The sequence below is a fragment of the Streptococcus sp. HMSC072C09 genome (assembly GCF_001813105.1).
Classification (GTDB): Bacteria; Bacillota; Bacilli; order Lactobacillales; family Streptococcaceae; genus Streptococcus.
This window is the reverse complement of the sequence record NZ_KV811492.1, coordinates 21,351-43,686: the sequence shown is the minus strand read 5'-3', so window position 1 is coordinate 43,686 and position 22,336 is coordinate 21,351. Positions and strand designations below refer to the sequence as shown.

At 41.3% G+C, this 22,336-nt stretch carries 22 protein-coding genes; 19 read left to right on the top strand and 3 right to left on the bottom strand.

Going from position 1 to position 22,336, the window contains the following annotated elements:
* Window positions 1-352: 352 nt before the first annotated feature.
* From HMPREF2893_RS03920 to HMPREF2893_RS03840, 18 genes are all read left to right on the top strand, one after another.
* Window positions 353-1,702, top strand: coding sequence for a glucose-6-phosphate isomerase (locus tag HMPREF2893_RS03920; protein ID WP_061591270.1), 1,350 nt, complete (start codon window positions 353-355; stop codon window positions 1,700-1,702).
* A gap of 184 nt (window positions 1,703-1,886) precedes the next feature.
* Window positions 1,887-2,324 carry a hypothetical protein gene (locus tag HMPREF2893_RS10555; protein ID WP_061455819.1) on the top strand — a complete coding sequence of 146 codons (438 nt, stop codon included), beginning with the start codon at window positions 1,887-1,889 and terminating at the stop codon, window positions 2,322-2,324.
* A gap of 42 nt (window positions 2,325-2,366) precedes the next feature.
* Window positions 2,367-2,792, top strand: a complete 426-nt coding sequence (locus tag HMPREF2893_RS10550; protein ID WP_024054916.1) for a hypothetical protein — start codon at window positions 2,367-2,369, stop codon at window positions 2,790-2,792.
* Window positions 2,793-2,808: 16 nt separating this feature from the next.
* A complete protein-coding gene (locus HMPREF2893_RS03910) occupies window positions 2,809-3,609 on the top strand; it encodes a hypothetical protein (protein WP_024054917.1) in 801 nt (266 codons plus the stop codon).
* A 111-nt stretch (window positions 3,610-3,720) separates the two neighbouring features.
* Window positions 3,721-4,533: a hypothetical protein gene (locus HMPREF2893_RS03905; protein ID WP_070674480.1), complete on the top strand. Its 813-nt coding sequence runs from the start codon at window positions 3,721-3,723 to the stop codon at window positions 4,531-4,533.
* A gap of 71 nt (window positions 4,534-4,604) precedes the next feature.
* Window positions 4,605-5,726, top strand: coding sequence for a hypothetical protein (locus tag HMPREF2893_RS03900; protein ID WP_148131914.1), 1,122 nt, complete (start codon window positions 4,605-4,607; stop codon window positions 5,724-5,726).
* Between the two features lie 18 nt (window positions 5,727-5,744).
* Complete coding sequence (locus HMPREF2893_RS03895) at window positions 5,745-6,560, top strand: hypothetical protein (RefSeq protein ID WP_021154036.1); 816 nt, start codon at window positions 5,745-5,747, stop codon at window positions 6,558-6,560.
* Window positions 6,561-6,900: 340 nt separating this feature from the next.
* Window positions 6,901-7,788: an LPXTG cell wall anchor domain-containing protein gene (locus HMPREF2893_RS03890; protein ID WP_021154035.1), complete on the top strand. Its 888-nt coding sequence runs from the start codon at window positions 6,901-6,903 to the stop codon at window positions 7,786-7,788.
* Between the two features lie 118 nt (window positions 7,789-7,906).
* Window positions 7,907-8,995 (top strand): hypothetical protein, encoded by a 1,089-nt coding sequence (locus HMPREF2893_RS03885; protein WP_049471946.1) that lies wholly within the window; start codon window positions 7,907-7,909, stop codon window positions 8,993-8,995.
* Between the two features lie 107 nt (window positions 8,996-9,102).
* Complete coding sequence (locus HMPREF2893_RS03880; protein ID WP_049475031.1) at window positions 9,103-9,810, top strand: hypothetical protein; 708 nt, start codon at window positions 9,103-9,105, stop codon at window positions 9,808-9,810.
* Window positions 9,811-9,815: 5 nt separating this feature from the next.
* On the top strand, window positions 9,816-10,505 hold the full coding sequence (locus tag HMPREF2893_RS03875; protein ID WP_049475030.1) for a hypothetical protein: 690 nt from the start codon (window positions 9,816-9,818) through the stop codon (window positions 10,503-10,505).
* Between the two features lie 14 nt (window positions 10,506-10,519).
* On the top strand, window positions 10,520-11,428 hold the full coding sequence (locus tag HMPREF2893_RS03870) for a hypothetical protein (protein ID WP_024054924.1): 909 nt from the start codon (window positions 10,520-10,522) through the stop codon (window positions 11,426-11,428).
* 48 nt (window positions 11,429-11,476) lie between these two features.
* Window positions 11,477-12,715, top strand: coding sequence for a hypothetical protein (locus HMPREF2893_RS03865; RefSeq protein WP_061591266.1), 1,239 nt, complete (start codon window positions 11,477-11,479; stop codon window positions 12,713-12,715).
* Between the two features lie 65 nt (window positions 12,716-12,780).
* Entirely contained in the window at window positions 12,781-13,479 is a 699-nt protein-coding gene (dapD, locus tag HMPREF2893_RS03860; protein WP_003016885.1) for a 2,3,4,5-tetrahydropyridine-2,6-dicarboxylate N-acetyltransferase, read from the top strand.
* 53 nt (window positions 13,480-13,532) lie between these two features.
* Entirely contained in the window at window positions 13,533-14,666 is a 1,134-nt protein-coding gene (locus HMPREF2893_RS03855; RefSeq protein WP_061591265.1) for an N-acetyldiaminopimelate deacetylase, read from the top strand.
* Window positions 14,667-14,775: 109 nt separating this feature from the next.
* The gene (locus tag HMPREF2893_RS03850) at window positions 14,776-15,315 is read left to right on the top strand and encodes a 5-formyltetrahydrofolate cyclo-ligase (protein WP_070674477.1); all 540 of its coding nucleotides are present in this window, start codon (window positions 14,776-14,778) and stop codon (window positions 15,313-15,315) included.
* Entirely contained in the window at window positions 15,299-15,976 is a 678-nt protein-coding gene (locus HMPREF2893_RS03845; RefSeq protein WP_024054928.1) for a rhomboid family intramembrane serine protease, read from the top strand. The genes HMPREF2893_RS03850 and HMPREF2893_RS03845 overlap by 17 nt, the downstream gene beginning before the upstream one ends.
* Before the next feature lie 413 nt (window positions 15,977-16,389).
* The gene (locus HMPREF2893_RS03840; protein ID WP_070674474.1) at window positions 16,390-18,336 is read left to right on the top strand and encodes a C69 family dipeptidase; all 1,947 of its coding nucleotides are present in this window, start codon (window positions 16,390-16,392) and stop codon (window positions 18,334-18,336) included.
* 161 nt (window positions 18,337-18,497) lie between these two features.
* Here the strand turns inward: HMPREF2893_RS03840 and galU are convergent, their stop codons facing one another.
* Window positions 18,498-19,406 carry a UTP--glucose-1-phosphate uridylyltransferase GalU gene (gene galU / locus HMPREF2893_RS03835; protein ID WP_070674471.1) on the bottom strand — a complete coding sequence of 303 codons (909 nt, stop codon included), beginning with the start codon at window positions 19,404-19,406 and terminating at the stop codon, window positions 18,498-18,500.
* Between the two features lie 45 nt (window positions 19,407-19,451).
* Window positions 19,452-20,468, bottom strand: coding sequence for an NAD(P)H-dependent glycerol-3-phosphate dehydrogenase (locus tag HMPREF2893_RS03830; protein WP_023919779.1), 1,017 nt, complete (start codon window positions 20,466-20,468; stop codon window positions 19,452-19,454).
* 271 nt (window positions 20,469-20,739) lie between these two features.
* Between HMPREF2893_RS03830 and HMPREF2893_RS03825 the strand changes: the two genes are divergently transcribed.
* The gene (locus HMPREF2893_RS03825; RefSeq protein WP_003012927.1) at window positions 20,740-21,429 is read left to right on the top strand and encodes a gamma-glutamyl-gamma-aminobutyrate hydrolase family protein; all 690 of its coding nucleotides are present in this window, start codon (window positions 20,740-20,742) and stop codon (window positions 21,427-21,429) included.
* A gap of 146 nt (window positions 21,430-21,575) precedes the next feature.
* Here HMPREF2893_RS03825 and HMPREF2893_RS03820 read toward each other — a convergent pair.
* On the bottom strand, window positions 21,576-22,336 hold a 761-nt coding region (locus tag HMPREF2893_RS03820), incomplete at its 5' end, for a prealbumin-like fold domain-containing protein (RefSeq protein ID WP_148131916.1).

The following is a 22,336-nucleotide window of genomic DNA, read 5'->3' as shown; positions in this document are numbered from 1 at the left end:
TGAGGAGCGAAGCGACGTGAGGGCTATAGCGTAAAATGAAAAAAGCCTGTAAGGCGTAACCGAACTTAGAGATATTGATCCTGAGGAGTGAAGCGACGTGAGGGCTATCACTTACCAGAGTCATGTTTATATTCAAAGAATAAAAGAGAAAAAATAGAGTTTCGTGAGAAGCTTCTTTTTTTGGATTTTCTAGTCAAAAATAGTGCAAATATGCAAACGATTGCTATTGCGTCGTTGCTTGATTTGTGAAAATAAAAAAATTAGCAAATGAAAACGCTTTACAGGGTGGTTTCCCTTGATAAAATTCCTGTAAAGCGATATCATAGAGAAGAAGAAATTTTGGAGGAATAACATGTCTCATATTAAATTTGACTACTCAAAAGTTTTGGGTAAATTTGTTGCCCCACATGAAGTGGAATATATGCAACCACAAGTGACTGCAGCTGATGAATTGATCCGTAAAGGAACAGGTGCTGGTAGTGACTTCCTAGGTTGGTTGGACCTTCCTGAAAATTATGACCGTGAAGAATTTGACCGCATCTTGAAAGCTGCTGAACAAATCAAAGCAGACAGCGATGTTTTGGTCGTGATCGGTATCGGTGGATCATACCTTGGAGCGAAAGCTGCCATTGACTTCTTGAACCACCACTTTGCAAACTTGCAAACAAAAGAAGAACGCAAAGCGCCACAAATCCTTTACGCTGGAAACTCCATCTCATCTACTTACCTTGCTGACTTGGTAGAGTATGTTTCAGATAAAGATTTCTCAGTCAACGTGATTTCTAAATCAGGTACAACAACTGAACCAGCGATCGCTTTCCGTGTCTTCAAAGAACTCTTGGTGAAGAAATATGGTCAAGAAGAAGCCAATAAACGGATCTACGCGACAACTGACCGTGCCAAAGGTGCTGTAAAAGTAGAAGCAGATGCCAATGGTTGGGAAACATTTGTAGTTCCAGATGATATCGGTGGACGCTTCTCAGTCTTGACACCAGTTGGATTGCTTCCAATTGCTGCATCAGGCGCAGATATCAAAGCCCTTATGGAAGGTGCAAACGCAGCTCGTAAAGACTACACTTCAGATAAAATCTCTGAAAACGAAGCATACCAATACGCAGCAGTTCGTAACATCCTTTACCGTAAAGGATATGCTACCGAAATCTTGGTAAACTACGAGCCATCCCTTCAATACTTCTCAGAATGGTGGAAACAATTGGCTGGTGAGTCAGAAGGAAAAGACCAAAAAGGGATCTACCCAACTTCAGCTAACTTCTCAACAGACTTGCACTCATTGGGTCAGTTTATCCAAGAAGGAACTCGTATCATGTTTGAAACAGTTGTCCGTGTGGACAAACCACGTAAGAACGTGATCATCCCTACATTGGAAGAAGACCTTGATGGACTTGGTTACCTCCAAGGAAAAGACGTTGACTTCGTAAACAAAAAAGCAACTGACGGTGTTCTTCTTGCCCACACTGACGGTGACGTGCCAAACATGTACGTAACTCTTCCTGAGCAAGATGCCTTCACTCTTGGTTATGCCATCTACTTCTTCGAATTGGCCATCGCCCTTTCAGGTTACTTGAACGCGATCAACCCATTTGACCAACCAGGTGTTGAAGCCTACAAGAAAAATATGTTTGCCCTTCTTGGTAAACCAGGATTTGAAGAACTTGGAGCAGAACTCAACGCTCGTCTTTAATCAATAGACAAAACGGCTTCGTAAGAGGTCGTTTTTTTGTATCTATTTCCCCATTTAGTGATGAATTGGTGCCATCAGGAGATTTATGATATAGTAGAAGGAGCATTTTTATACTTTGTTCATCAAATGATTTTCACTCACTATGATCATCAAATGAGACAAAGAGAATCAAAAAGGAGAGAGTATGACAAGAGAAGATAAACAGTCTTTTGCAGTGCCGGAAGAGGAGCAAATAAAGGAATCTTTTCCCAATGAACTTCAAAAAGATCAGTTAGAGGCAACTGTTGAGATGCGATCCAAACGTAATTGGAAAAAAATAATTTTATTATCAATGTTGGCTTTAATCATCATGTTATGCGGAGTGATTAGTTTATTATTTGGTAAAATTGCTGGTTATGCATGGGGGAAGTCTGCTCAGACAGTCAAAGAATCCCAACGTTTCGAACTCTTAACTCGAGTGAAAGAGGAGGCGAAAAAAACAAAAACTGGTTTCGTATCCAAAAAAAATGACGTCATCTTTTTATGGACACTTAAGGATTTAGGTTTGTTAAGTTATAATAATTCATCTAAACTTGGATTAACAGCGGATCAGATTGTAGAAAATTATGGTTTAGCTTCATAAGCTAGATATAATCAAGATGGATTAAGTCTAAGTTGGACTAATTTGATCGGTTCAAACCAGCAAGACTTAAGTTTTGAATTTGAAAAATATAATAATAACTATTATTTAAAGAGTGTATCCATTCGAGACTTGTATGGCTTATCTTCCCAAAAGATATCTAAAGAACAAAAAGAAAATAGTGACGATAGTGCATATGAATTTCGTTTGACGACAGAAGAGTATCAAAATCTGATGAAAGGAGATAAAAACACTGGAAAAGGCGGGACTCCATTGTCAGAAATCTTGAAAAAACATCGGGCATCCGTTGAAATAGAGACCGAGAAAAAAATAACAAGTGAAGGAGAAGAATATAAATCTAATAGAGTGCTTGCGAATGTAACCTATCAAGTAGATGGTGATTATAAAACATTTCTATTTGTGGCGCAGCCAGATGGAGAATTTCTTTACATTGGATCGAAACGCTTCTAAGGGAGATTAATGAAAAATGAAAATAAATCGACTTATGAAATCAAATAATAGTTGGTGGAATGATAAACTTAGAAGAGTTGGAAAAGATTTTTGGATTGCTTCTTCTATTGGGTACATTTTGCTAGGAATGATTATAGGGCTGGCTATCGGTTATTCTAAAGGTGTTAATATGATTACTAAAAAAGCCTATCCTGTGCTAAAAACACGTACAAAAAATAGTCGCTCCATACGTGATCAATCTAAAAAGATTATAGCTCCAAAAGATTCTGCTTTTTCTTGGAACATATCCCAGCTTTTAGAATTGAAGTTTGGGAGTCGAGAAAACCCTAAACAAGGTGTCATGATTGATGATTTCTTAGAGAAATATGGAAAAGCTCAAGAGGCATTAATTCATGATGATAAAATTGAGTTAATATGGCAAAACCTTGATAAATCTGACGTTAATGAGAATAGTTCTAATGAGATGATATTTGCTTATTTTGAGAAAGCAGAGGGAAGGTATTACCTTAAAAGCATTAATTATGACAGAAATTCTAATGATTTAGAGAAAGATCAGATGCCTGCCGATAAATATAACGGTCTGAAAGTAGGGAATCCAGAAACCGGGAAAGGTGGAGTTTCATATTCAGAAGTACTTAAAAATAATCATTCAGGGTCTATCATGATGTCGGCAGACCAAGATAAAATCACTCATGAAAATAAAACGAAAATGGTAATTGAATTTAAAAAAATATCATATAAAAAAATATATAAACTAACATTCTATAAACAAGAAAACGGAGATTACTGTTTGGCGACAAAAGAGGAAAGTAAATAGAACATTCATTTCATGAAATACTTGGTGACTAGAATGGGGAAGACATATATATACTGTGATACAGTTTTTAATGCTATAGTAGGGTAAGATAATAAAGTTAAGGAGTACGACATGTCAAGAGGAAGAAAAGTACAACGTGAATGGTCTAAGAATCATGGGAATCTGTACTCTTTTCCGAGTGCATTTTCGGATGAAGGACCTCAAGGGGCGATTTTTGAAGATCAAAAGAAACAAATAGGATTTCGGATTTCACGTAACATAATCCGAGTACTCTTGTCAGTGATCGTTGTATTCGTATTTTTTCTGATAGGAGTCTGGTATTATAAAAAAACAGTCGTTCATAGACCCGAAAATAAGATCATAAGATCTTCGGAAAGATATCAAAAAAAGAAATCTTCTACCAGCTCCTCGAATATTCAAGCGTGCAAAAGTGAGAATAAAAAAATTGGACAGATATTGAAAAAAGAAAATTCTGAGTGGGTTGATCCGTCTCAAGTAAGAGTTTTTTCAGTTGATGAAGTCTTTGAGCTAATGGATGCTACAAAGAAGCAAACGCTAACGCCTTCAGAAATAATTGAGAAATATGGAAAGGCGTTTGCAGGTTTACTTGATTATGATTCCTCGGGGAAAGAACGGGTAACCTTTTATTATAAGCTTTCTGACCAACAGGGTTTTTTCAAAATTATTATTAATGAGTTTGAAGGAAAAAGTCGTGTCGAGCGTGTCTATCTTGAAGTTACTAAAGCTCAAGCGGGCAAGGCGAATAAAACTTTAGAAGAATATCGTTCTTATTTGCCTAAAAGTGGTCAGGAAGGGATTGGGTTAATGGAGGCTATAAGCCAGTTTGGAATCCCTAAGAACAGTTACAGTAACAACCTGTATGAAGGGGAAAATAGTTATATATATCCTATACTTTACAACTGATCAAAGAAAAATAACCTTATCATTTAAAAAGAATCAGCAAGGGGAATACCGACTTGAGAATGTAACAGCATTTGGATAAAACGATCTCGCAAGAGGTCGTTTTTTTGTGCCTATTTCCCCATTTAGTGATGAATTGGCGCCATCAGGAGATTTATGATATAGTAGAAGGAGCATTTTTATACTTTGTTCATCAAATGATTTTCACTCACTGTGATCATCAAATGAGACAAAGAGAATCAAAAGGAGAGAGTATGACTACAGAAGATAAACAGCCTTTTTCAGTGCCGGAAGAGCCACAGATGCAAGAGACACCACAAGGAGAAGGACAGGTGAGAGGAGTTCAAATGCAGGGCCCTGCTTATCCATTTGAAGAAACAAATCCACAAATGCTTCCGCCTCAGTGGTCCTATCCAACTAAGCCAAAGCACAAGTGGAAAAAATTAGTACTATTTTCACTTTTAGCGCTTGTGATTAGTGGGCTTTTCGGTGGTGTGAGCGGATATATTTGGGGACAATCCTCTCAAACAAGTAAGGAGTCGCAACGATTTAAACGTTTAGAACGTGCAAAGACCGAAGCAAATGAAACAAAAGCAGGTTTTGTAACGGATAAAGAAAAGGTCATTTTCACATGGACTTTCAAGGATCTTGGCTTGTTGAGTTACACCAATCGGGAAGGTTATGGTTTGACAGCAGATCAGATTGTAGAAGTCTATGGGTTAGCATCCAGTGTTGAATATAAAAAGAATGCAATGGAGTTTACTTGGAATGACTCAAAGGCTACTGAACATCAGAATTTGAGAATGAGATTTGACGAAGTCGATGGCAATTATTATTTAAAAAGTGTGTCCGTGACGGAATTAGATGAATTGTATGAGCATAAAAATCCAGAGGATGATGATGATAGCGATGATGCCTCGAGCAATCGCGCCTTGACTGAAAAGGAATTTCGAAGTCTGAAAAAAGGAAACAAGCAGACAGGGCAAGGTGGGACAAGATTATCTGAGTTTTTGAAAAAACATCGAAAAACCGTCGAAATTGGGACAGAGCGCAAACTAACTGCCAATGGGGAAACATTTAAGTCTACACGTGTAGTGGCTACAGTACTCTGTGAGGTTGATGGGGATTTTAAAGTTTTGAAATTTTTAGCACAGCCTGATGGAGAATTTCGCTATATTGGTGCGGAACTAAATTAAGAGGAGGATAGAAGAGAGATGAGTATAAATCAAACACAGGTACCCTTTGGTGTACCAGTAAATCCTGGCCCTCAAAAAAGCGGAAAGGGCTTGTTCATTGGATGTGTGATTGGGTCAATTGTTTTAGGATTAGTGATTGGTCTTATTATTGGCCATTCTTTTGGTGTGAATGCCGTAACCAAGAAAGCTTATCCCCGTTTACATACCACTGCAGATAGTACAGTCTCAAAACGCGATATATCTTCTCGCTATATAGACCCAAAAGAGACAGCATTTGATTGGGATATTTCAAATCTCGGAGACTTGAAATTCGCTACCTACGATGACAAAGAGGATGCGATGTCTATCGAAGAGGTCGTAAAGAAGTATGGGAAAGCTTTAAAAGGTTCATTTAATGGGACAACTGTTGAGTTAGAATGGGGCAAACTCGAGAGGGACGATACAGATGAAGAAAGCACCGATTATAAGACCGCTAACGAGATGAATCTGACCTTTATGAAAATAGATGGTCATTATTATCTACGCAATCTATATTTCTCAGAAGATTATGACACAGCGGATGCCAATCCAATGGCGACCGATGATTATGATAAATTGAAAGTAGGAGATCCCAAAACAGGGAAGGATGGAATATCTTATAAAGAAGTTCTTAGTAGCAATACCCCATCCTCTATTTCGATAAGAGCAGACCAGGACTATAAAACTAAGGCCATTACGAATGAAATGGAAATCCGTTTTAAGTCATCTGGATCAGATGAAGATGAATATAAATTAAAATTTATCCAGCAAGCAGATGGGGATTATCGTTTGGCTTTAAAAGGAGATGAAGATTAGAAAGGAAATCGGTCTTTAAAAAGGAAGGTCCATATATTCTCGTTTGTACCCGAACGACTTCGCAAGAGGTCGTTTTTTTTTTACTTGTAAAGTAATTTCATAAACTTTCCCCTTAGATTCAATTATAAAAACACTAACTAGTTATTATTTTCGATCATTTGCTAATCTCATTTCTAAAATACTGATGATACAGGGTTTCTAGCTAGACAATAGCTATAGACACGTATTTTATACTCAAATCCTTTAATATAAAAAGTTATTTGAACATAAAAGTTGTCATTTGTTGTTTCATATTATAAAATGAAAGGTGAATGAAAATAATTGAAAAAGGAATGAAAATATGAAAAAGAACTTGGCTAAATTCTTGTTACTTTCATCTATGCTTGGTGGAATGGCAATTGCCCAACCAGTATCTGCGAATACAAAAGCTGCGGTTTATGAGTACAAAAATGGTCAGCTAGACCTTGTTCAAAAACCAACATATGAAGGTTTCGAATCGAATCAGCTTTCTTTGAAATTGAAAACAGGTCGTGTCGATGTAGTGGGAGCGCGTGAAGGCAAGAAAGAAAGTGCGCATGATGCGGGAGCCTACCAATTTGCATTGATCTACAAATCTGAAGGTGGCGAAGAAGAGACAGTTGCTAAAGGGCAAAATACAGCAGATGGGACGATCGAATTTGATGATGTGGATCTCTCTGGACTGAATTCTGGAACTGTTAAACTCTACATTCGTCAGACTACAAAAGATGATGGTCGCTTTAAACAGTTGGATAATGGAGAAGGGGAAGTAACAGTGTCCCTTGCTTACGATGGATCAGGACGCTTGATGGTGGATTCACTTGAAAGTTCCAACCCAATTTATCGTAATTTCATTGCAGGCTATAAAAGCCCTGGTACAGATGGGTCGACTTCACCAAGTACAACAAGCCCATCCTCAAGCTCAAGTAGCTCATCTTCTAGTTCAAGTAGCTCAAGTAGTTCGTCTTCAAGCTCAAGTAGCTCATCGAGCTCATCTTCAAGCAGCTCATCTTCAAGCTCCTCAAGTTCAACTTCTTCATCGAGCTCAAGCTCTTCTTCTAGTTCTTCCTCACATTCAAGCGACTCAAGCAAATCTGTAGTTGGCCGTTTATTGCCAAAAACAGGTCAAGAAACAGGTGTCGTTTTGGCAACATTGGGCTTGCTCTCACTTGCAGGGATTGCTATTGTCTCCCTTCGCAAGAAATTTTAAGATAAGCATCTAAAAGGTCGGATATCTCTCCGATCTTTTTTAGTCCATCCAGACAGGAGTTGGTCCTTGCTTGGTTTTATGTTATAGTAGAAGAGAAGAATAAAAAGGAGAATTCGAAATGTCCGAGAAAGATCAAGAACAATTTATGAAACATACTCCCGTAGAGGGTGCGCCTCAATTTGATGTGGCTGCGCCAGCCTTTGTCCCAAAAGAAGAAGCCGAAGACTTGGTCGTTCCAGAAGCTAGTGGCCTTTCAGTGACGGAGACGGAAGCAATGAAAGAAGAGGCAAACGAGCCAGTTATTTCAGAAACGGTGGAGCTTCCAAAGGTGGATGAAGCAACTGTTGGAGAACATCCGGATGTAGTTGCTGCTCCCCAACCGACTCCTCCATTCCAACCTGCACCTCAAGCTCCTCAAAATATGGCAGCTGAACCAATTGGTCCGCAAACAGTGCCTGTTCCTGAGACACCTATTCCACAAGCTCCTCTTTCTCCTGTTGGAAGACCGATGGATACTGCGGACAAGAAGGCGATTCGTTTTGCCCTTGGGATTTTAGTTGGGCTTCTTATCGGTGGAGTCAGTGGCTATTTGATTGGTCATGCTAGCCCTAGCACGTCATCATCTAGAAAGCAGACTTCTTGGTCAGGTAACCAGTCTGGTTCGTCTTCCAATATCGATTTGGATCAATTGACCGCAGAAGACGCGGAAGTTGATTTTAGCTGGAAACAGTCTGATATCGAGCAACTTCAGTTTTTAACAGGAAGTGATGCTGGGGAGACTCCTGAGGAAATGATTGAAGCTTATGGGAAAGCTAGCTCCGTTCAATTTGAAAGTGGAGAATTGAAATTATTTTGGGATGATAACTCTTATAATAAAGAGGTCAAAGCGACTTACTCTAAGAAAGGGAAAGAATTCCAGCTTGTCAAATTTGAATTTAATCAATTTGGGAAAAATCTTACGGTTGAGGACAACTTTGCAGATGGATTCAAAGTTGGAAATAGTGAGACCGGTGCTGGAGGAACCTCTTACAAAGAGCTTTTAGAAAAATACGGTGATGCAGTCAATCTGACGGTGAGTTCATCTGATGATTCAGACGAGATAGAATTGGTCATGGACTTCCAAAAGAAAAATGGGGACTACGTGGATTTGACCTTTATTCGCCAAGAAAATGGAGATTTTCTCTTGAGCAGTAAAGACAGCTACTAAAAGGATCAGACAAGAAAGAGGCAAGCGCCTCTTTTTTGGGATAAGACGAGACAAATACGCTAATTTTCTATACAATAGAAAGAGTTTGAATAGAAAGAGCATGAAGGATGGAAGAAATGAAACAGTGGATAGAACGTCATAAGCGGATCCTCCAAAAAGCTGCAAGTGCTTTGCTGGCTTTTATGGTTGGTGTTTGCTTGGTGTTTATAATTCATCCAGTGAAAACCTTGCCCAAAGATCGCTTGTTGAGTTTGTCTCGCATGCACGAAGATAGCCAGCAATTTGTTGCGTCTTCTTCCAAAGAGCCGGCTTTAGAAGACTTGTTATCATTGGAGCTTGTAAGGGAAGAAGGAAAGACACAAAAAAATTGGGTGACTTTATCTGCATTCGTCAAAAAAATTGGAAAAGCAGCGAGTTTTACACAAGAAGATACGAGTTTTGGAGCGCAAGTCCAGCTAGGTTATGGGACTCCTGTGCAGGGGATTTATCCTTATACCATAGAATTTCAAAAGCAGGATGATACCTTTTATTTGAGCTCGATTCAAGGATTTGCACCCAAGTCGGCTCACTATCAGAGCAAAAAGAATTTAAAACTAGCAGATTTTACAGGCTATCAGACGCTAGATGGAAAAAAGGAAAAGGGGACAGCAGTAGAAGATATTTTGAAAAAATCAGGTCTTCCCAATTCTCTTAGTTTGACCTCTGCAAAGGACAAGCAAGTCTTAGCCCTGTCTTATCAGGTGACAGATGGACTGGTCTCTTTGACTTTTGAACGCGACCAGACTGGTCAGTATCGGTTGACGAAGAAGGGGTGAAGCAGATGATCGAGTGGATGAAAAAGAATCGAAAAGAACTCTTGCTGCCGTTTTTGTGTTTTGTTTTAGGAGTGTTACTTGCGATTGCAAGCATCCAGGTGCAAGAGCAAGGAACCGATACCAAGGAGGACCAAACACTGACTCGTTTCCAGCCAAAGGATTATCAGAATTTGGTCAGCAAGGAACAAGAAATCAAGCAGTTTAAATGGACCATCGAAGCTGTGGCGAATTTGAAAGTTCGTCTTAAGCAGACTCAGCAACCAGGAACCCGCTTGGAAACAGTTGTGACTGAATGGGGAAAAGCCCAAAAAGTTCGCTACACAAAGACAGCTCAAGGGGATAAAACCGTTCTTGTCTTGACTTATGCGGCTAAGCAAACCGATCAGGGCAAGAAAAGTGTAACCTTGTGGTTTGAACAGGAAAAAGACCAGGGGTATCGCTTGACGACAGTGGATGCGACGAATTTGTTGGATGCAAAAGAAAAAGCAAGCAGTGAGAAAGAAATCACTACTGAAAAAGAGAAAAAAGGTACAGAATTCGCCCAGCTTATTAAGCAACTAGGAAATCCTCAACGCTTGGTCTGGGGGGAAATGCCAGATGGCGGTATGGGCTATCGCGCGACTTACCAGGTAGCAGGGCAGCCAGAAGTGGTGATGGAATTCAAGAAAAAAGGCAAGAAATTAGTGTTAGTATAAGAAGGGAGATATCATTGGACGATCAACGGACAGACATCAAGGCAGCTTCCTCTCACCAGGGTGGGAGCCGCTTGATTTCAGAAGCCGATCTGGCTTCATTAGGGATGGACAATCATCAGGATACTAGTAGCCATTCAGATATGATGGAGTCTTCCCCTTCTTCCTCAAAAGAGGGGATTGGTTCGCTTTTGCGATTTTTTGGGTGGTTCGCCTTGTTAGTAGCTTTTGTATTCGTACTTCAAAACACAGGCAACAAGGATCTTTCTTCATCTTCCTCAAGCAATGGAGCTGACAGTTTTTCACGGAATAGTATCAGAAAAGAATATCTAAATAGTGAAAATAGTTCTTATGTCGCATCTGCTAAGGAAGTTCAATTTGAGACAACCTATGAAAAAGCCATGTCTCTCATTCCTGATTTTGCAGTGGATGACAAAAAGACATCTTTTGGAACTGTGGATCCCAAAGATATCGTTGCAGCATTAGGTAAAGCAACCCGAGGAGAGGCATCGTATAGTGACAGCAGTTCAAGTCCTTTTTTGCTGACCTTAGATTACCAATCAGATGATGCATATGGGAAGGTTCTCCTTGAAAAAATGGGTGCCTATTACAGGATTTCTCTTTTAAGTTTGAAACACTTAAAAAGTGATCGTTTTGCAAATAAGAATGGCAGTTTAACGAAGGACGATTTTACTAATATCAAAGTTGGGATGCCTTATTTAGATTTGCTTAATTCGGTGGGGATTCCAGATGAGGTAGATGTGTCCGGATTTTTAGGTTACGGTGAAGCACCGACCTTTACTTATCGATTGGCTGATTCCCAAACGGTTCAAATCCAATTTGATAGCCGGCAAACCATCAAGGATATCACACCTAAAGTGGAAGCGAGCACACCAGCTTCTTCTTCGACACCTACAGCACAGTAAAAACAGTTAGCCCGAATGAATTTGCCATAGAATAATAAGGAGGGAACAATGGGAAAGAAAGACTGGTCCCACCTACGAAATGAACACAAGAGTCGATTTGCGAAACGCCAGCTAGAAGAAGAAACTAGTCTAGTGAAAAGTTCCACTTCAACCAACCAGAGCATTGAAAATAGGGATGAATGGCTGGAAGATACGCTCCTAAAAGAAACAGAAGTGATAGAGTCCTCCGTTTTTCCTGAACCAGTGAAGCAAGTAGAGGAGCCAAAAAACCAACCGGCGCTTGGTACTGAGAAAGCTATAGATGAGCAAAAGGAAGTATTGCTTGAAGACTCGCCTGACAGACCGCTAACATCACAACCACCAACACAAGATGCAATAGAGCAGTTTCCTAAGGGCGAGGAAAGAGTAGAGCACCAGGGTGGGAGTCGCTTGATTTCAGAAGCTGACCTGGCTTCAATAGGGGGAGGCAGGCATTCAGAACCAAGACAAACGGTACTAGACTCCCAATCGGATAGGACGAAAACCTACTCTCCTTCCTCTAAGAGTGAAGGGTCTTCGCTAGCAGCCTTTTTTGGATTATTGGCCATGCTGGGCTTATTTGCCTATCTGGCTTCAGGAGGTATCCATAGTAAGGAAGCTCCTTCTTCTACTACTAGTGAATACGGAAGTCCTGGCCAGTCTTATGGAACCAGAAAGGAAACTTTGAAGAGTGGTACGAGTACCTTGATTGCACCGGAAGGTGAATTTCAGTTTCAAGTGACCTATGAGAAGGCGATTTCCCTGATTCCTGGTTTAAGTGAGGAGGATCAAGGCCGTACCTCTTCAACTTATCTGTCTCCGCAGGATGTGGTAGCTGTACTGGGGAAGGCTAGTGGTGGGGAAGAAACCTACCAAGAAGGTGGTGTCAGTCCTTTTATGACACAATTGGATTATCAGTCGGAAGGCTCTCCTTCTTCCGTAACAGTTTTACTTTCAAATATTGTTGGTGACCGTTTATCTTCTCTTGATTTTGAGAACCTAAACAGTGAGCGATTAGCCAATAAAAATGGCAGTTTGAACAGAGAGGATTTTGCCAATATTAAAATAGGAACCAGCTATTCAGATCTTGTGAATACCGTAGGAATTCCTAACCGTGTTTCTTGGTCGAGTATGATGAGTTCAGAGTCCTTCTTAATCTTTTACTACAAACTTTCTGATGCGCATTTAGTTACGATTCACTTTGGAAGCAATCGCACCATTAGTGAAATGACAGGCCTGAAGGATTCGGCTACAAGCACGTCGCCTTAGGTGTTCATCTCACTAGGATTGTGGTATAATATGGATACCTTTAATTGAAATGAATGGAGAATCTCATGACTGCACAAAAAATGTCTGCTCAAGAAATTATCGCTTTTATTGGAAATGCAGAAAAGAAAACAAATGTGAAAGTAACCTTTGAAGGGGAATTGGCAACGGCTGTTCCTGCTTCTGTTACCAAGCTTGGCAATGTTTTGTTCGGTGACTGGAAAGATATCGAGCCCCTTCTTGCCAACTTAACGGAGAACAAGGATTATGTGGTGGAACAAGATGGTCGGAATTCAGCTGTTCCCTTGCTGGATAAGCGCTATCTAAATGCGCGTATCGAACCAGGTGCTATTATCCGTGACCAAGTAACTATCGAAGACAATGCTGTCGTGATGATGGGTGCTGTCATCAACATCGGTGCTGAAATCGGTGCAGGAACCATGATTGATATGGGGGCTATCCTTGGTGGCCGTGCAACAGTTGGTAAAAACAGCCACATCGGTGCAGGTGCCGTTCTTGCGGGTGTCATTGAGCCAGCTTCTGCTGAGCCTGTTCGGATCGGTGACAATGTATTGGTCGGTGCCAATGCAGTTGTGATTGAAGGGGTTCAAGTAGGGAACGGTTCTGTCGTTGCCGCTGGCGCTATCGTTACTCAAGATGTCCCTGAAAATGTGGTTGTAGCTGGTGTCCCAGCTCGTATCATCAAGGAAATCGATGAAAAAACACAACAAAAAACAGCACTCGAAGACGCCTTGCGTAATTTATAAGATATTGATAGTAGAGGCCGCAAGGCCTCTATTCTAATAGAAAGAAGACGACGATGACATTGGATTTAATCAAAATCAGACGGGATTTGCACCAAATCCCTGAAATTGGCTTGGAAGAGTTTGAAACCCAAGCCTACCTCTTAGAGAGAATCGCAGAGATCACAGCGGGCAAGGAATTTGTAGAGCAACGGACTTGGCGGACCGGGATCCTGGTTTATCTCCATGGGTCTGCTCCTGAAAAAACCATTGGTTGGCGGACAGATATCGATGGCTTACCGATCGTGGAACAAACGGGCCTTGATTTTGCCTCCAAGCACGAAGGACGGATGCATGCTTGTGGTCACGATATGCACATGACGACAGCCCTTGGACTTTTGGATCAACTGGTTCAAGTGCAACCAAAAAATAACCTGCTCTTTCTCTTCCAACCAGCTGAAGAAAATGAGGCTGGTGGAATGCTCATGTATAAGGACAATGCTTTTGGCGACTGGCTCCCTGATGAATTTTATGGTCTGCATGTGCGCCCTGATTTGAAGGTGGGGGACATTGCGACCAATACGGGTACCCTTTTTGCGGGGACCTGTGAAGTCAAGATCACCTTTACAGGAAAGGGAGGGCATGCCGCCTTTCCACATGAGGCCAATGACGCTCTTGTAGCAGCCTCTTACTTCATTACCCAAGTCCAATCGGTCGTGAGTCGAAATGTCGATCCGATTGAAGGGGCTGTGGTGACCTTTGGTTCCATGCATGCAGGAACAACCAATAATGTAATTGCTGAGACAGCCTTCCTTCATGGGACCATTCGGACCTTGACCATGGAGATGAACCTTTTGACTCAAAAACGGGTCAAAGCCATTGCAGAAGGAGTTGCAGCAGCCTTTGATGTGAAATTGAACCTGGAACTCAAGCAAGGGGGCTACCTGCCTGTGGAAAACCAACCAGAATTGGCCAAAGAACTCATGGACTTTTTCACAGCTGAGAAAGACGTGAACCTGATTGATATTCTGCCTGCGATGACAGGAGAAGACTTCGGCTTTCTCTTGAGCAAAGTCCCGGGTGTCATGTTCTGGCTGGGGATTGATACCCCTTATGCCTTGCACCATCCGAAGATGAGCCCAAATGAAGCAGCCCTTCCCTTTGCTGTGGAAAACATTGGTAAATTTTTGAAAATGAAGGCCAACCAATAAAGGAATGATTCAACTCCGTCTGGAGTTGGATTTTTTCTTTGTTGTAAAAAAACTGTTCGGATCTTTCCTAAAAAATGATACAATAAAAGCTAGACAAAAGGAGTAGGGAATGAAGAAAACACTACGAAAAGAAACCATTGCAGCTATGAAAGCACTGCCGCAAACTATAAAAACTCAAGCAGATGAAGAGCTGACTCAGCGCCTCTTGGAGTTACCAGCTTTTCAGGAGGCAAAGACCCTTGCGACCTATCTGTCTTTTGGCCATGAAGTTTCCACAGCTGGCTTGATCCAAGCTGCTCTTCAACTTGGAAAACGCGTCTGTGTTCCCCGTACCTATCCACAAGGGCGGATGGAATTTGTGGAATACGATCCTGACATTTTGGAAAAGACACGCTTTGGTTTGCTGGAGCCCAATGAAAAAGGAAAGCTTGTGGATCAGTCAGAGATTGATCTGATCCATGTACCAGGCGTGGTCTTCCAGTCAAAAGGCTACCGAATTGGTTATGGTGGTGGCTATTATGATCGTTATTTGGAAGATTTTACTGGAAAAACGGTTAGTACGATTTATTCCATCCAGCAGAAGGAGTTCCAGCCAGATACGTTTGATCAGGCAGTTCAGGAGGTGCTAGTCTATGAAGTTGCTCTTTGATCGTCGTTATCCTGTGACCAGCATCTTATTGCTCGTCACAACGGCAGTCTTTCTTTCCATGTTTATCCGATTTGGAAGTGACTACCAAACGGGTGCTGCTGTTTACTATAGCGGTGGGATTATCGGAGAAGTTGTGGAAGCTGATCCAAGCCAGTTATGGCGAATCGTGACAGCTACATTTGTTCATATCGGCCTAGAACATTTTGTGCTCAATATGATCACCCTCTATTACTTGGGACGTCTGGCAGAAGATCTCTTTGGATCGAAGGCTTTCTTAGCTCTTTATCTCTTATCAGGAATGATGGGCAATGTTTTTGTTGCTATTTTTACGCCAGATGTGATTGCGGCAGGAGCTTCTACAGCCCTCTTTGGACTGTTTGGGACCATTGGTGCTTTGCGTTTTATTGTCCAAAGTCCCTATATTCGCCATTTGAGTCAGTCCTATACCAGCTTGATTGTGGTCAATTTGATCTTTAGCTTCATGCCAGGAATCAGTATGGCGGGGCACATCGGTGGTTTAGTAGCTGGGGTCATGTTGGCTTATGTCTTTCCAGTAAGAGGGGAAGCTCGTTTTATGAACCGAACCTATCAGATGAGTGCTGCCCTATCTTATCTCTTACTTTTGCTTTATTTCTTAGGTAAAATCTTGAATCTATTTTAAGAAGAGACTGGGACAAAAGTCCTAGCCTCTCAATTATTTTTAGGTTGTCGAGCAAGACGCAGTGGTTGAGTGGGCTCTACTACGCTGATTTCATCAGCTTTTACAGCCCTACTCAACTGTGCAGAGGTGGGACGACGAAATCGAATTCTAACGAATTACCGATTTCTGTCCCACTCTCTTTTTTTCCTAAAAAATGTAGTGCAATCGTAAACTAACAGAAAATTGTTTGAAATCTCAATAAATATATATAATTTACATAGAAATGAGTTGATAGAAAGATAATTTAGGAAAAAATAGAATAAAAACAAGTCTGGTAAGCGTTTGCAAAAATAACTAAAAAGAGGTAGACTAGGAGTATAAAAAATCAGGAATAGTGCCTTTTTTAAAAGGGACATTCGAAAAGGAGATTTGCCATGAAGAAATGGTTGTTTAAACTTTCATTGGTAGCAATGACATTTTTGCTCCTACCAGTTCAAGCCGTTCAAGCCTGTTGTGGCTTTATCATTGGTCGCCAATTGACCAAGGATGGGACCACTCTCTTTGGTCGGACAGAAGACTACCCTTACTATCCAAATGGTGGAAAGCACAACAAAAACTTTGTAGTTGTTGATGCGAAGAACTATAAGGAAGGGGATCAACTGGAAGACGAATCTAATGGTTTTACCTATCCACATGCTGCCAGTGAAATGAAATACACAGCGACTTATGACTCTGCTCGTGGAGATGGTAGTAACGGTGCCTTTGGGGAACATGGATTTAACGAAGCCGGCGTTTCTATGACCTCAACTGTTACAGCCATTCCAAACAAAAAAGTCTTGAAGACTGACCCATTGACAGAAAACGGTCTCCCAGAAGCTGCCATGCTTGATGTAATTTTACCTCGTGCAAAATCTGCTCGTGAAGGAATCGAATTACTTGCGAAAGTCATTGAAGAAAAAGGTTCAGCTGAGGGGAATACAGTTGTTATTGCGGACCAAAAAGAAACTTGGTATATGGAAATTCTTTCTGGTCACCAATATGTAGCTGTTAAAGTCCCAGAAGACAAATATGCAGTCTTTGCCAATACCTACTACCTTGGTCATGTAGATTTGAATGACAAGGAAAATGTGATCGCTTCGAAAGATGTCGAAAAAGTAGCTAAAGAATCTGGTAACTACAAGACAGATAAAGATGGTAACTTCCATATCGCTAAATCTTATGGACCAGAAAAATATGCTGAAGGAGACCGTTCACGTACTTACGCAGGAATCACCCTTTTGGATCCAAAATCGAAAGTGACTTACGAGGATGACGAATACGAACTATTCCGTTCTCCAACTGATCCAAATAAGAAATTTACTTTAGAAGATGCCTTTGCTATGCAACGGAATCGCTTTGAACACTTAAATGGTCGCTTCGTACCGGACGATCAAATTGGAGTGAAGAAACAAGGTGATAATGGTAGCAATGATGCTGTTCGTAAAGACCAATACAAGTATGCTTTAGGAAATGAAAACGTTATTGATGCCCATGTCTACCAAATCAATCCAAAACTTCCAAAATCATTTGGTGGTACTTTATGGCTTGGTATGGGACCATCTCGGAACACACCTTATGTTCCATTCTATGGTAATCTAAAAGATACTTACGAAGCCTTCAAACCTCAAACAGCAACTTATGATCCAAATTCATGGTATTGGACAGTATGGCACATTGACAACATGGCGATCAATAACCAAGATGTCTTTGGAAAAACAGTTCAAGATCACTGGAAAGCTCTGGAAAAACAATTTATTGTTGATCAAGAGAAGAAAGATATTGAATATTATGCGTTGAAAGATCAACCTGAAGCTGCAAAAGCTGCTGAAGATAAGGTGACAAAAGATGCCCTTGAATTGTCTGATCGTCTCTTCCAACACTTCAAAGATTATGAAAAATTAATGGAAAAACAATTAGAGGCAGCTGGACGTAAGTCTGATCCTTATCGTGCTTCTAAACCAGATAACTATAAAGATCCTGAAGAACCTAAGAAACCAGACACACCAACGGTTCCAGAAAAACCACAAATCCGTGAAGATGCGAACAAAGTTTACATCCCAGCGCCAAATTATGTAGCAACATCTTCTACACGTGATATTCCTGCTAATGCAGAAGGAAATCCAAACAATCGCTTTGGCTATGCTGCTAACAAGGAGAAACAACCAGTTGTATCTCCTAAAGTAGAGACTCCTGTGAAGCCAGAAGAAAAAGTTCAAGCTCCAACTGAAGCTCCTGTAGCAGGAAATAGTGTAAACAACAATAATCGCTTCGGATCTAATTTCAATCCAGGTGAAATTGAAACTTACTCAAATACAAACTATTCTTACAATGTTCATCCTTAAACAATAAGAATTAAAATGTGAATTGGACCAAGTCCAATGAAACAAAAGAGGCCGGATTTTTATCCAGCCTCTTTTTTACGAAAAAAAGATTGACCATTGTAAGGTAGCAAATCCCTTACATTATATGGCCAGTCTTTTTGTATTCTTTGATTTGTGAATGATTAGTCTGCAGTTTTCTCAGATTCTTCTAATTGTTTTCCAAGATCAATGATGTATTGTTTGAGATCATCTTTAACCTGTGGATGCTTCAAAGCATAATCAATCGATGTCTTCATGAAACCAAACTTGTCACCTACATCGTAGCGTTGGCCTTTAAATTCACGTGCAAAGACTCGTTGGGTCTTATTGAGGGTGTCGATCGCATCCGTCAATTGAATTTCATTACCAGCACCTGGTTCTTGATTTGCAAGAATGTCAAAGATCTCTGGAGTCAAAAGATAGCGGCCAATGATGGCGAGATCACTTGGTGCATCTTCTGGAGCTGGTTTTTCGACAAAAGTTTCAACGCTATAGAGACCATTGATGCCCTCTCCTTGAGGTGCGATCACACCGTAAGAAGAAACCTCTTCGTGAGGGACTTCCATCACAGCGATGGTTGACGCATGGGTTTCATCGTAGTCGTTCATCAATTGTTTGGTCAATGGCAAGGCATCATCATTAGTGATGTCCATCAGATCATCTCCCAACATAACGACAAAAGGCTCGTTTCCAACAAAGGCCTTGGCTTGAAGAACAGCGTCCCCTAAACCTCGAGGGTGACTTTGGCGGATGAAATGAAGATTGATCGCTGTTGTATCATTGACCAACTTGAGTAAGTCAGTCTTGCCTTTTTGCTCGAGATTGTATTCCAATTCGAAGTTAGAGTCGAAATGGTCTTCGATCGAACGTTTGGCCTTCCCTGTTACGACAAGGATTTCCTCAATTCCAGATTTCAGAGCCTCTTCTACAATAAATTGGATCGTCGGTTTGTCAACGATTGGCAACATTTCTTTTGCCAGAGCTTTGGTAGCTGGGAGGAAGCGGGTCCCTAAGCCAGCTGCAGGAATGACTGCTTTTCTAACTTTAGTCATGCGGTTTCCTTTCTAAAAGGTAGGATTGATGTTAGGGTGGTTGACTTATTTCCACTCATTTTCTTCTTTAAATTCATTGCTCATCATGTGGTGGATGGCTTCGCGGATATCTTTCCCTTCATAGATGACTTGGTAAATGGCTTGTGTAATTGGCATATAGACATCCAGTTCTTGGGCCAGCTCGTGGGCGACTTTGGTCGTAGAGATCCCTTCAATGATCATGCCCATGTTGGCTTCGATATCTTCCAATTTTTCGCCACGTCCGAGAGCATCCCCAGCTCGCCAGTTGCGAGAGTGAACAGAAGTACCGGTAACGATCAAGTCACCAACCCCAGACAAACCGCTATAGGTCAAGGGGCTAGCTCCTAGCTTAACACCAAGGCGCGTGATTTCAGCGAGACCGCGCGTGATGATAGCTGCTTTGGCATTGTCACCATAACCAAGACCGTGCAGGGCCCCAGCTCCGACAGCAATGATATTCTTCAAGGCTCCAGCAGTTTCCACTCCGATAACATCGGTATTGGTGTAGAGGCGGAAGTAGTGATTGCTAAAGAGTTCTTGAACATAACGTGCGGCTTCTAAATCTATTGAGGCAGCTGTAATGAGGGTGATGTCCCGTACGATAGTTTCTTCGGCGTGACTAGGTCCAGAAACGACCACCACCTCGCTGCGAAGAGAAGCAGGAATTTCTTCTTCAAGGATTTGAGAAATTCGATCGTGTGTACCAGGTTCTAGCCCTTTAGAAGCATGCATGACTGTTACAGGGTGATCCAGTGTTTCAGCGACTTGTTTCGCCACCAAACGGGTCACCTTTGTAGGAACGACAAAGAGGATAGCGTCCACACCGTCCAAAGCTGCTTTCAAATCAGTCGTAGCAGTGATGTCTTCGCTAATAACGATATCTTTGAAATAGCGTTGATTGGTATGAGCGGTATTGATTTCATCGATTTGTTCTTGGATATTTCCCCAGAGACGGACTTCATGGCCGTTATCATTGAGGACTTGTGAAAGGGCTGTTCCCCATGAACCAGGACCCAATACTGCAACGGTTTGTTTTTCCATTGTATCTTCCATTTCTATGTCTATTTTCAACAAGGCTAGAAATCTAGCGCTTGCGCCTTCGAAACGGCCGAATGTGTGCCTTGAAGGACGATTCTATTTTCCTCTCTATTTTAACATAATATAGGTAAAAAAACTTGTATGATCATCAATTGTTTTGTGAGGAAGGTGAGGGTGATAAATAAAATCTATCACGGTTTTAAAAAATACATATTAGACACTATCACTAATGGGTGGTAACATAAGTATTAGTAAAAATGAAGGAGGAATGAATATGTGCAGAACAATTGTTGGAGTATCCGCTAATCTCTGTCCGGTGGACCCGGAAGGGAAAAACCTTCATTCCTCTGTATCTAGTCAGTTTGCGGAAGGGATTCGTCAAGCAGGTGGACTTCCAATGGTCATCCCGATGGGGGATCCTTCCTTAGTTAAGGACTATGTTGAAACGATTGACAAATTGATCTTAAGTGGAGGCCAAAATGTCGATCCTAGTCTCTATGGCGAAGAAAAAACCATCGAAAGTGATGATTACAATATCGAACGGGACCAATTTGAGCTTGCCCTACTGAAGGAAGCAGTACGCCAAAACAAACCGGTTCTAGGAATCTGCCGTGGGGTTCAGTTGATCAATGTGGCTTTTGGAGGAACACTCAACCAAGAGATCGAAGGGCATTGGCAAGGACTTCCGTTTGGGACTTCCCATTCTATCCAGACTAAAAAAGGCAGTGTGGTGGAACAACTCTTTGGTCAGGCCAGTCGGATTAATTCCGTGCACCGTCAAAGTATCAAGGATCTCGCACCGAATTTCCGTGCGACCGCCTTTGATCCGCGCGATCACACCATCGAAGCCATTGAAGCTGTAGATGGTCATCGCATTATGGGCTTGCAATGGCATCCAGAATACTTGGTCAATGAAGAAAAAGGGAATTTAGAACTCTTCCGTTATTTATTACAGGAATTATAATGAAATTAGAGGTTGGACTTGAGCCGATCTCTTTTTTGTGTCTTAGAAAGGACGCAAAAATACTGGAAATAAGATCAGAAAACAGGACGGTCATCAATAAAAAAACAGGTCCATCTAGCAATGCTAGATGAAAACCTGTTTTAGAATTATTCGTCGCGTTTTTTGGCAACGAGCATGCTTCCAGCTCCTGCAAGCGCAAGTCCTGCTGCAACAAGTCCAGCACTTACTGTTTCACCTGTAGAAGGAAGGGTATGTTTCTTATCTTCTTTTGGTTGACTTCCAGAAGGTTTATCTCCTTTTGGTTTGTCTGTTGACGGTGTAGTAGGCGGAGTTGGTGGTGTAGTAGGCGGAGTTGGTGGTGTAGTAGGCGGAGTTGGTGGTGTGTTTGGTGGTGTGTTTGGTGGTGTTAGATAGTTTATAACTGTCCCCTTGTCTACTACAAGGTTAGGTGCAGCTTTTAATTCGCTAGCAGATACAGTAATAACATCCGTTAATAATTGGTAGCCAGCTGGCGCTGTCAACTCCTTAATAACATAATCTCTTGCTTCCAATCCAGTGAAGGAAACAAGACCATTGGTATCGGATGTAGCAGTCGCTTGGCCTTCGCCATATGGGTTGGCAACTGGTGTCACACCATCTGCCTCATAGAGACCAAATACAGCACCTGCAAGGTCTTGACCTACTAGATTCACTTTATGCAATTGGATGTTGTAAAGTTTTAACTCGGGTTTGTCAACAGTTGGAGGAGTTGGAGGGATATAAGTAAATGGTTTGTTAACGACATTTCCTTTATCCACTACACTATTTGAAACAACCAAATCACTAGCTAAGATTTTGATGACTTCATCTGATAACTGGTAGCCATCTGGAGCTGTAAGTTCTTTCACCACATAATCTTTTGCTTCTA

What these genes read in the sequence shown, in the direction of transcription:
- HMPREF2893_RS03920 (WP_061591270.1), top strand. Translation starts at nt 353, where the DNA reads ATGTCTCATATTAAATTTGACTACTCAAAAGTTTTGGGTAAATTTGTT.
- HMPREF2893_RS10555 (WP_061455819.1), top strand. Translation starts at nt 1,887, where the DNA reads ATGACAAGAGAAGATAAACAGTCTTTTGCAGTGCCGGAAGAGGAGCAA.
- HMPREF2893_RS03910 (WP_024054917.1), top strand. Translation starts at nt 2,809, where the DNA reads ATGAAAATAAATCGACTTATGAAATCAAATAATAGTTGGTGGAATGAT.
- HMPREF2893_RS03905 (WP_070674480.1), top strand. Translation starts at nt 3,721, where the DNA reads ATGTCAAGAGGAAGAAAAGTACAACGTGAATGGTCTAAGAATCATGGG.
- HMPREF2893_RS03895 (WP_021154036.1), top strand. Translation starts at nt 5,745, where the DNA reads ATGAGTATAAATCAAACACAGGTACCCTTTGGTGTACCAGTAAATCCT.
- HMPREF2893_RS03890 (WP_021154035.1), top strand. Translation starts at nt 6,901, where the DNA reads ATGAAAAAGAACTTGGCTAAATTCTTGTTACTTTCATCTATGCTTGGT.
- HMPREF2893_RS03885 (WP_049471946.1), top strand. Translation starts at nt 7,907, where the DNA reads ATGTCCGAGAAAGATCAAGAACAATTTATGAAACATACTCCCGTAGAG.
- HMPREF2893_RS03880 (WP_049475031.1), top strand. Translation starts at nt 9,103, where the DNA reads ATGGAAGAAATGAAACAGTGGATAGAACGTCATAAGCGGATCCTCCAA.
- HMPREF2893_RS03875 (WP_049475030.1), top strand. Translation starts at nt 9,816, where the DNA reads ATGATCGAGTGGATGAAAAAGAATCGAAAAGAACTCTTGCTGCCGTTT.
- HMPREF2893_RS03865 (WP_061591266.1), top strand. Translation starts at nt 11,477, where the DNA reads ATGGGAAAGAAAGACTGGTCCCACCTACGAAATGAACACAAGAGTCGA.
- dapD (WP_003016885.1), top strand. Translation starts at nt 12,781, where the DNA reads ATGACTGCACAAAAAATGTCTGCTCAAGAAATTATCGCTTTTATTGGA.
- HMPREF2893_RS03855 (WP_061591265.1), top strand. Translation starts at nt 13,533, where the DNA reads ATGACATTGGATTTAATCAAAATCAGACGGGATTTGCACCAAATCCCT.
- HMPREF2893_RS03850 (WP_070674477.1), top strand. Translation starts at nt 14,776, where the DNA reads ATGAAGAAAACACTACGAAAAGAAACCATTGCAGCTATGAAAGCACTG.
- HMPREF2893_RS03845 (WP_024054928.1), top strand. Translation starts at nt 15,299, where the DNA reads ATGAAGTTGCTCTTTGATCGTCGTTATCCTGTGACCAGCATCTTATTG.
- HMPREF2893_RS03840 (WP_070674474.1), top strand. Translation starts at nt 16,390, where the DNA reads ATGAAGAAATGGTTGTTTAAACTTTCATTGGTAGCAATGACATTTTTG.
- galU (WP_070674471.1), bottom strand. Translation starts at nt 19,406, where the DNA reads ATGACTAAAGTTAGAAAAGCAGTCATTCCTGCAGCTGGCTTAGGGACC.
- HMPREF2893_RS03830 (WP_023919779.1), bottom strand. Translation starts at nt 20,468, where the DNA reads ATGGAAAAACAAACCGTTGCAGTATTGGGTCCTGGTTCATGGGGAACA.
- HMPREF2893_RS03825 (WP_003012927.1), top strand. Translation starts at nt 20,740, where the DNA reads ATGTGCAGAACAATTGTTGGAGTATCCGCTAATCTCTGTCCGGTGGAC.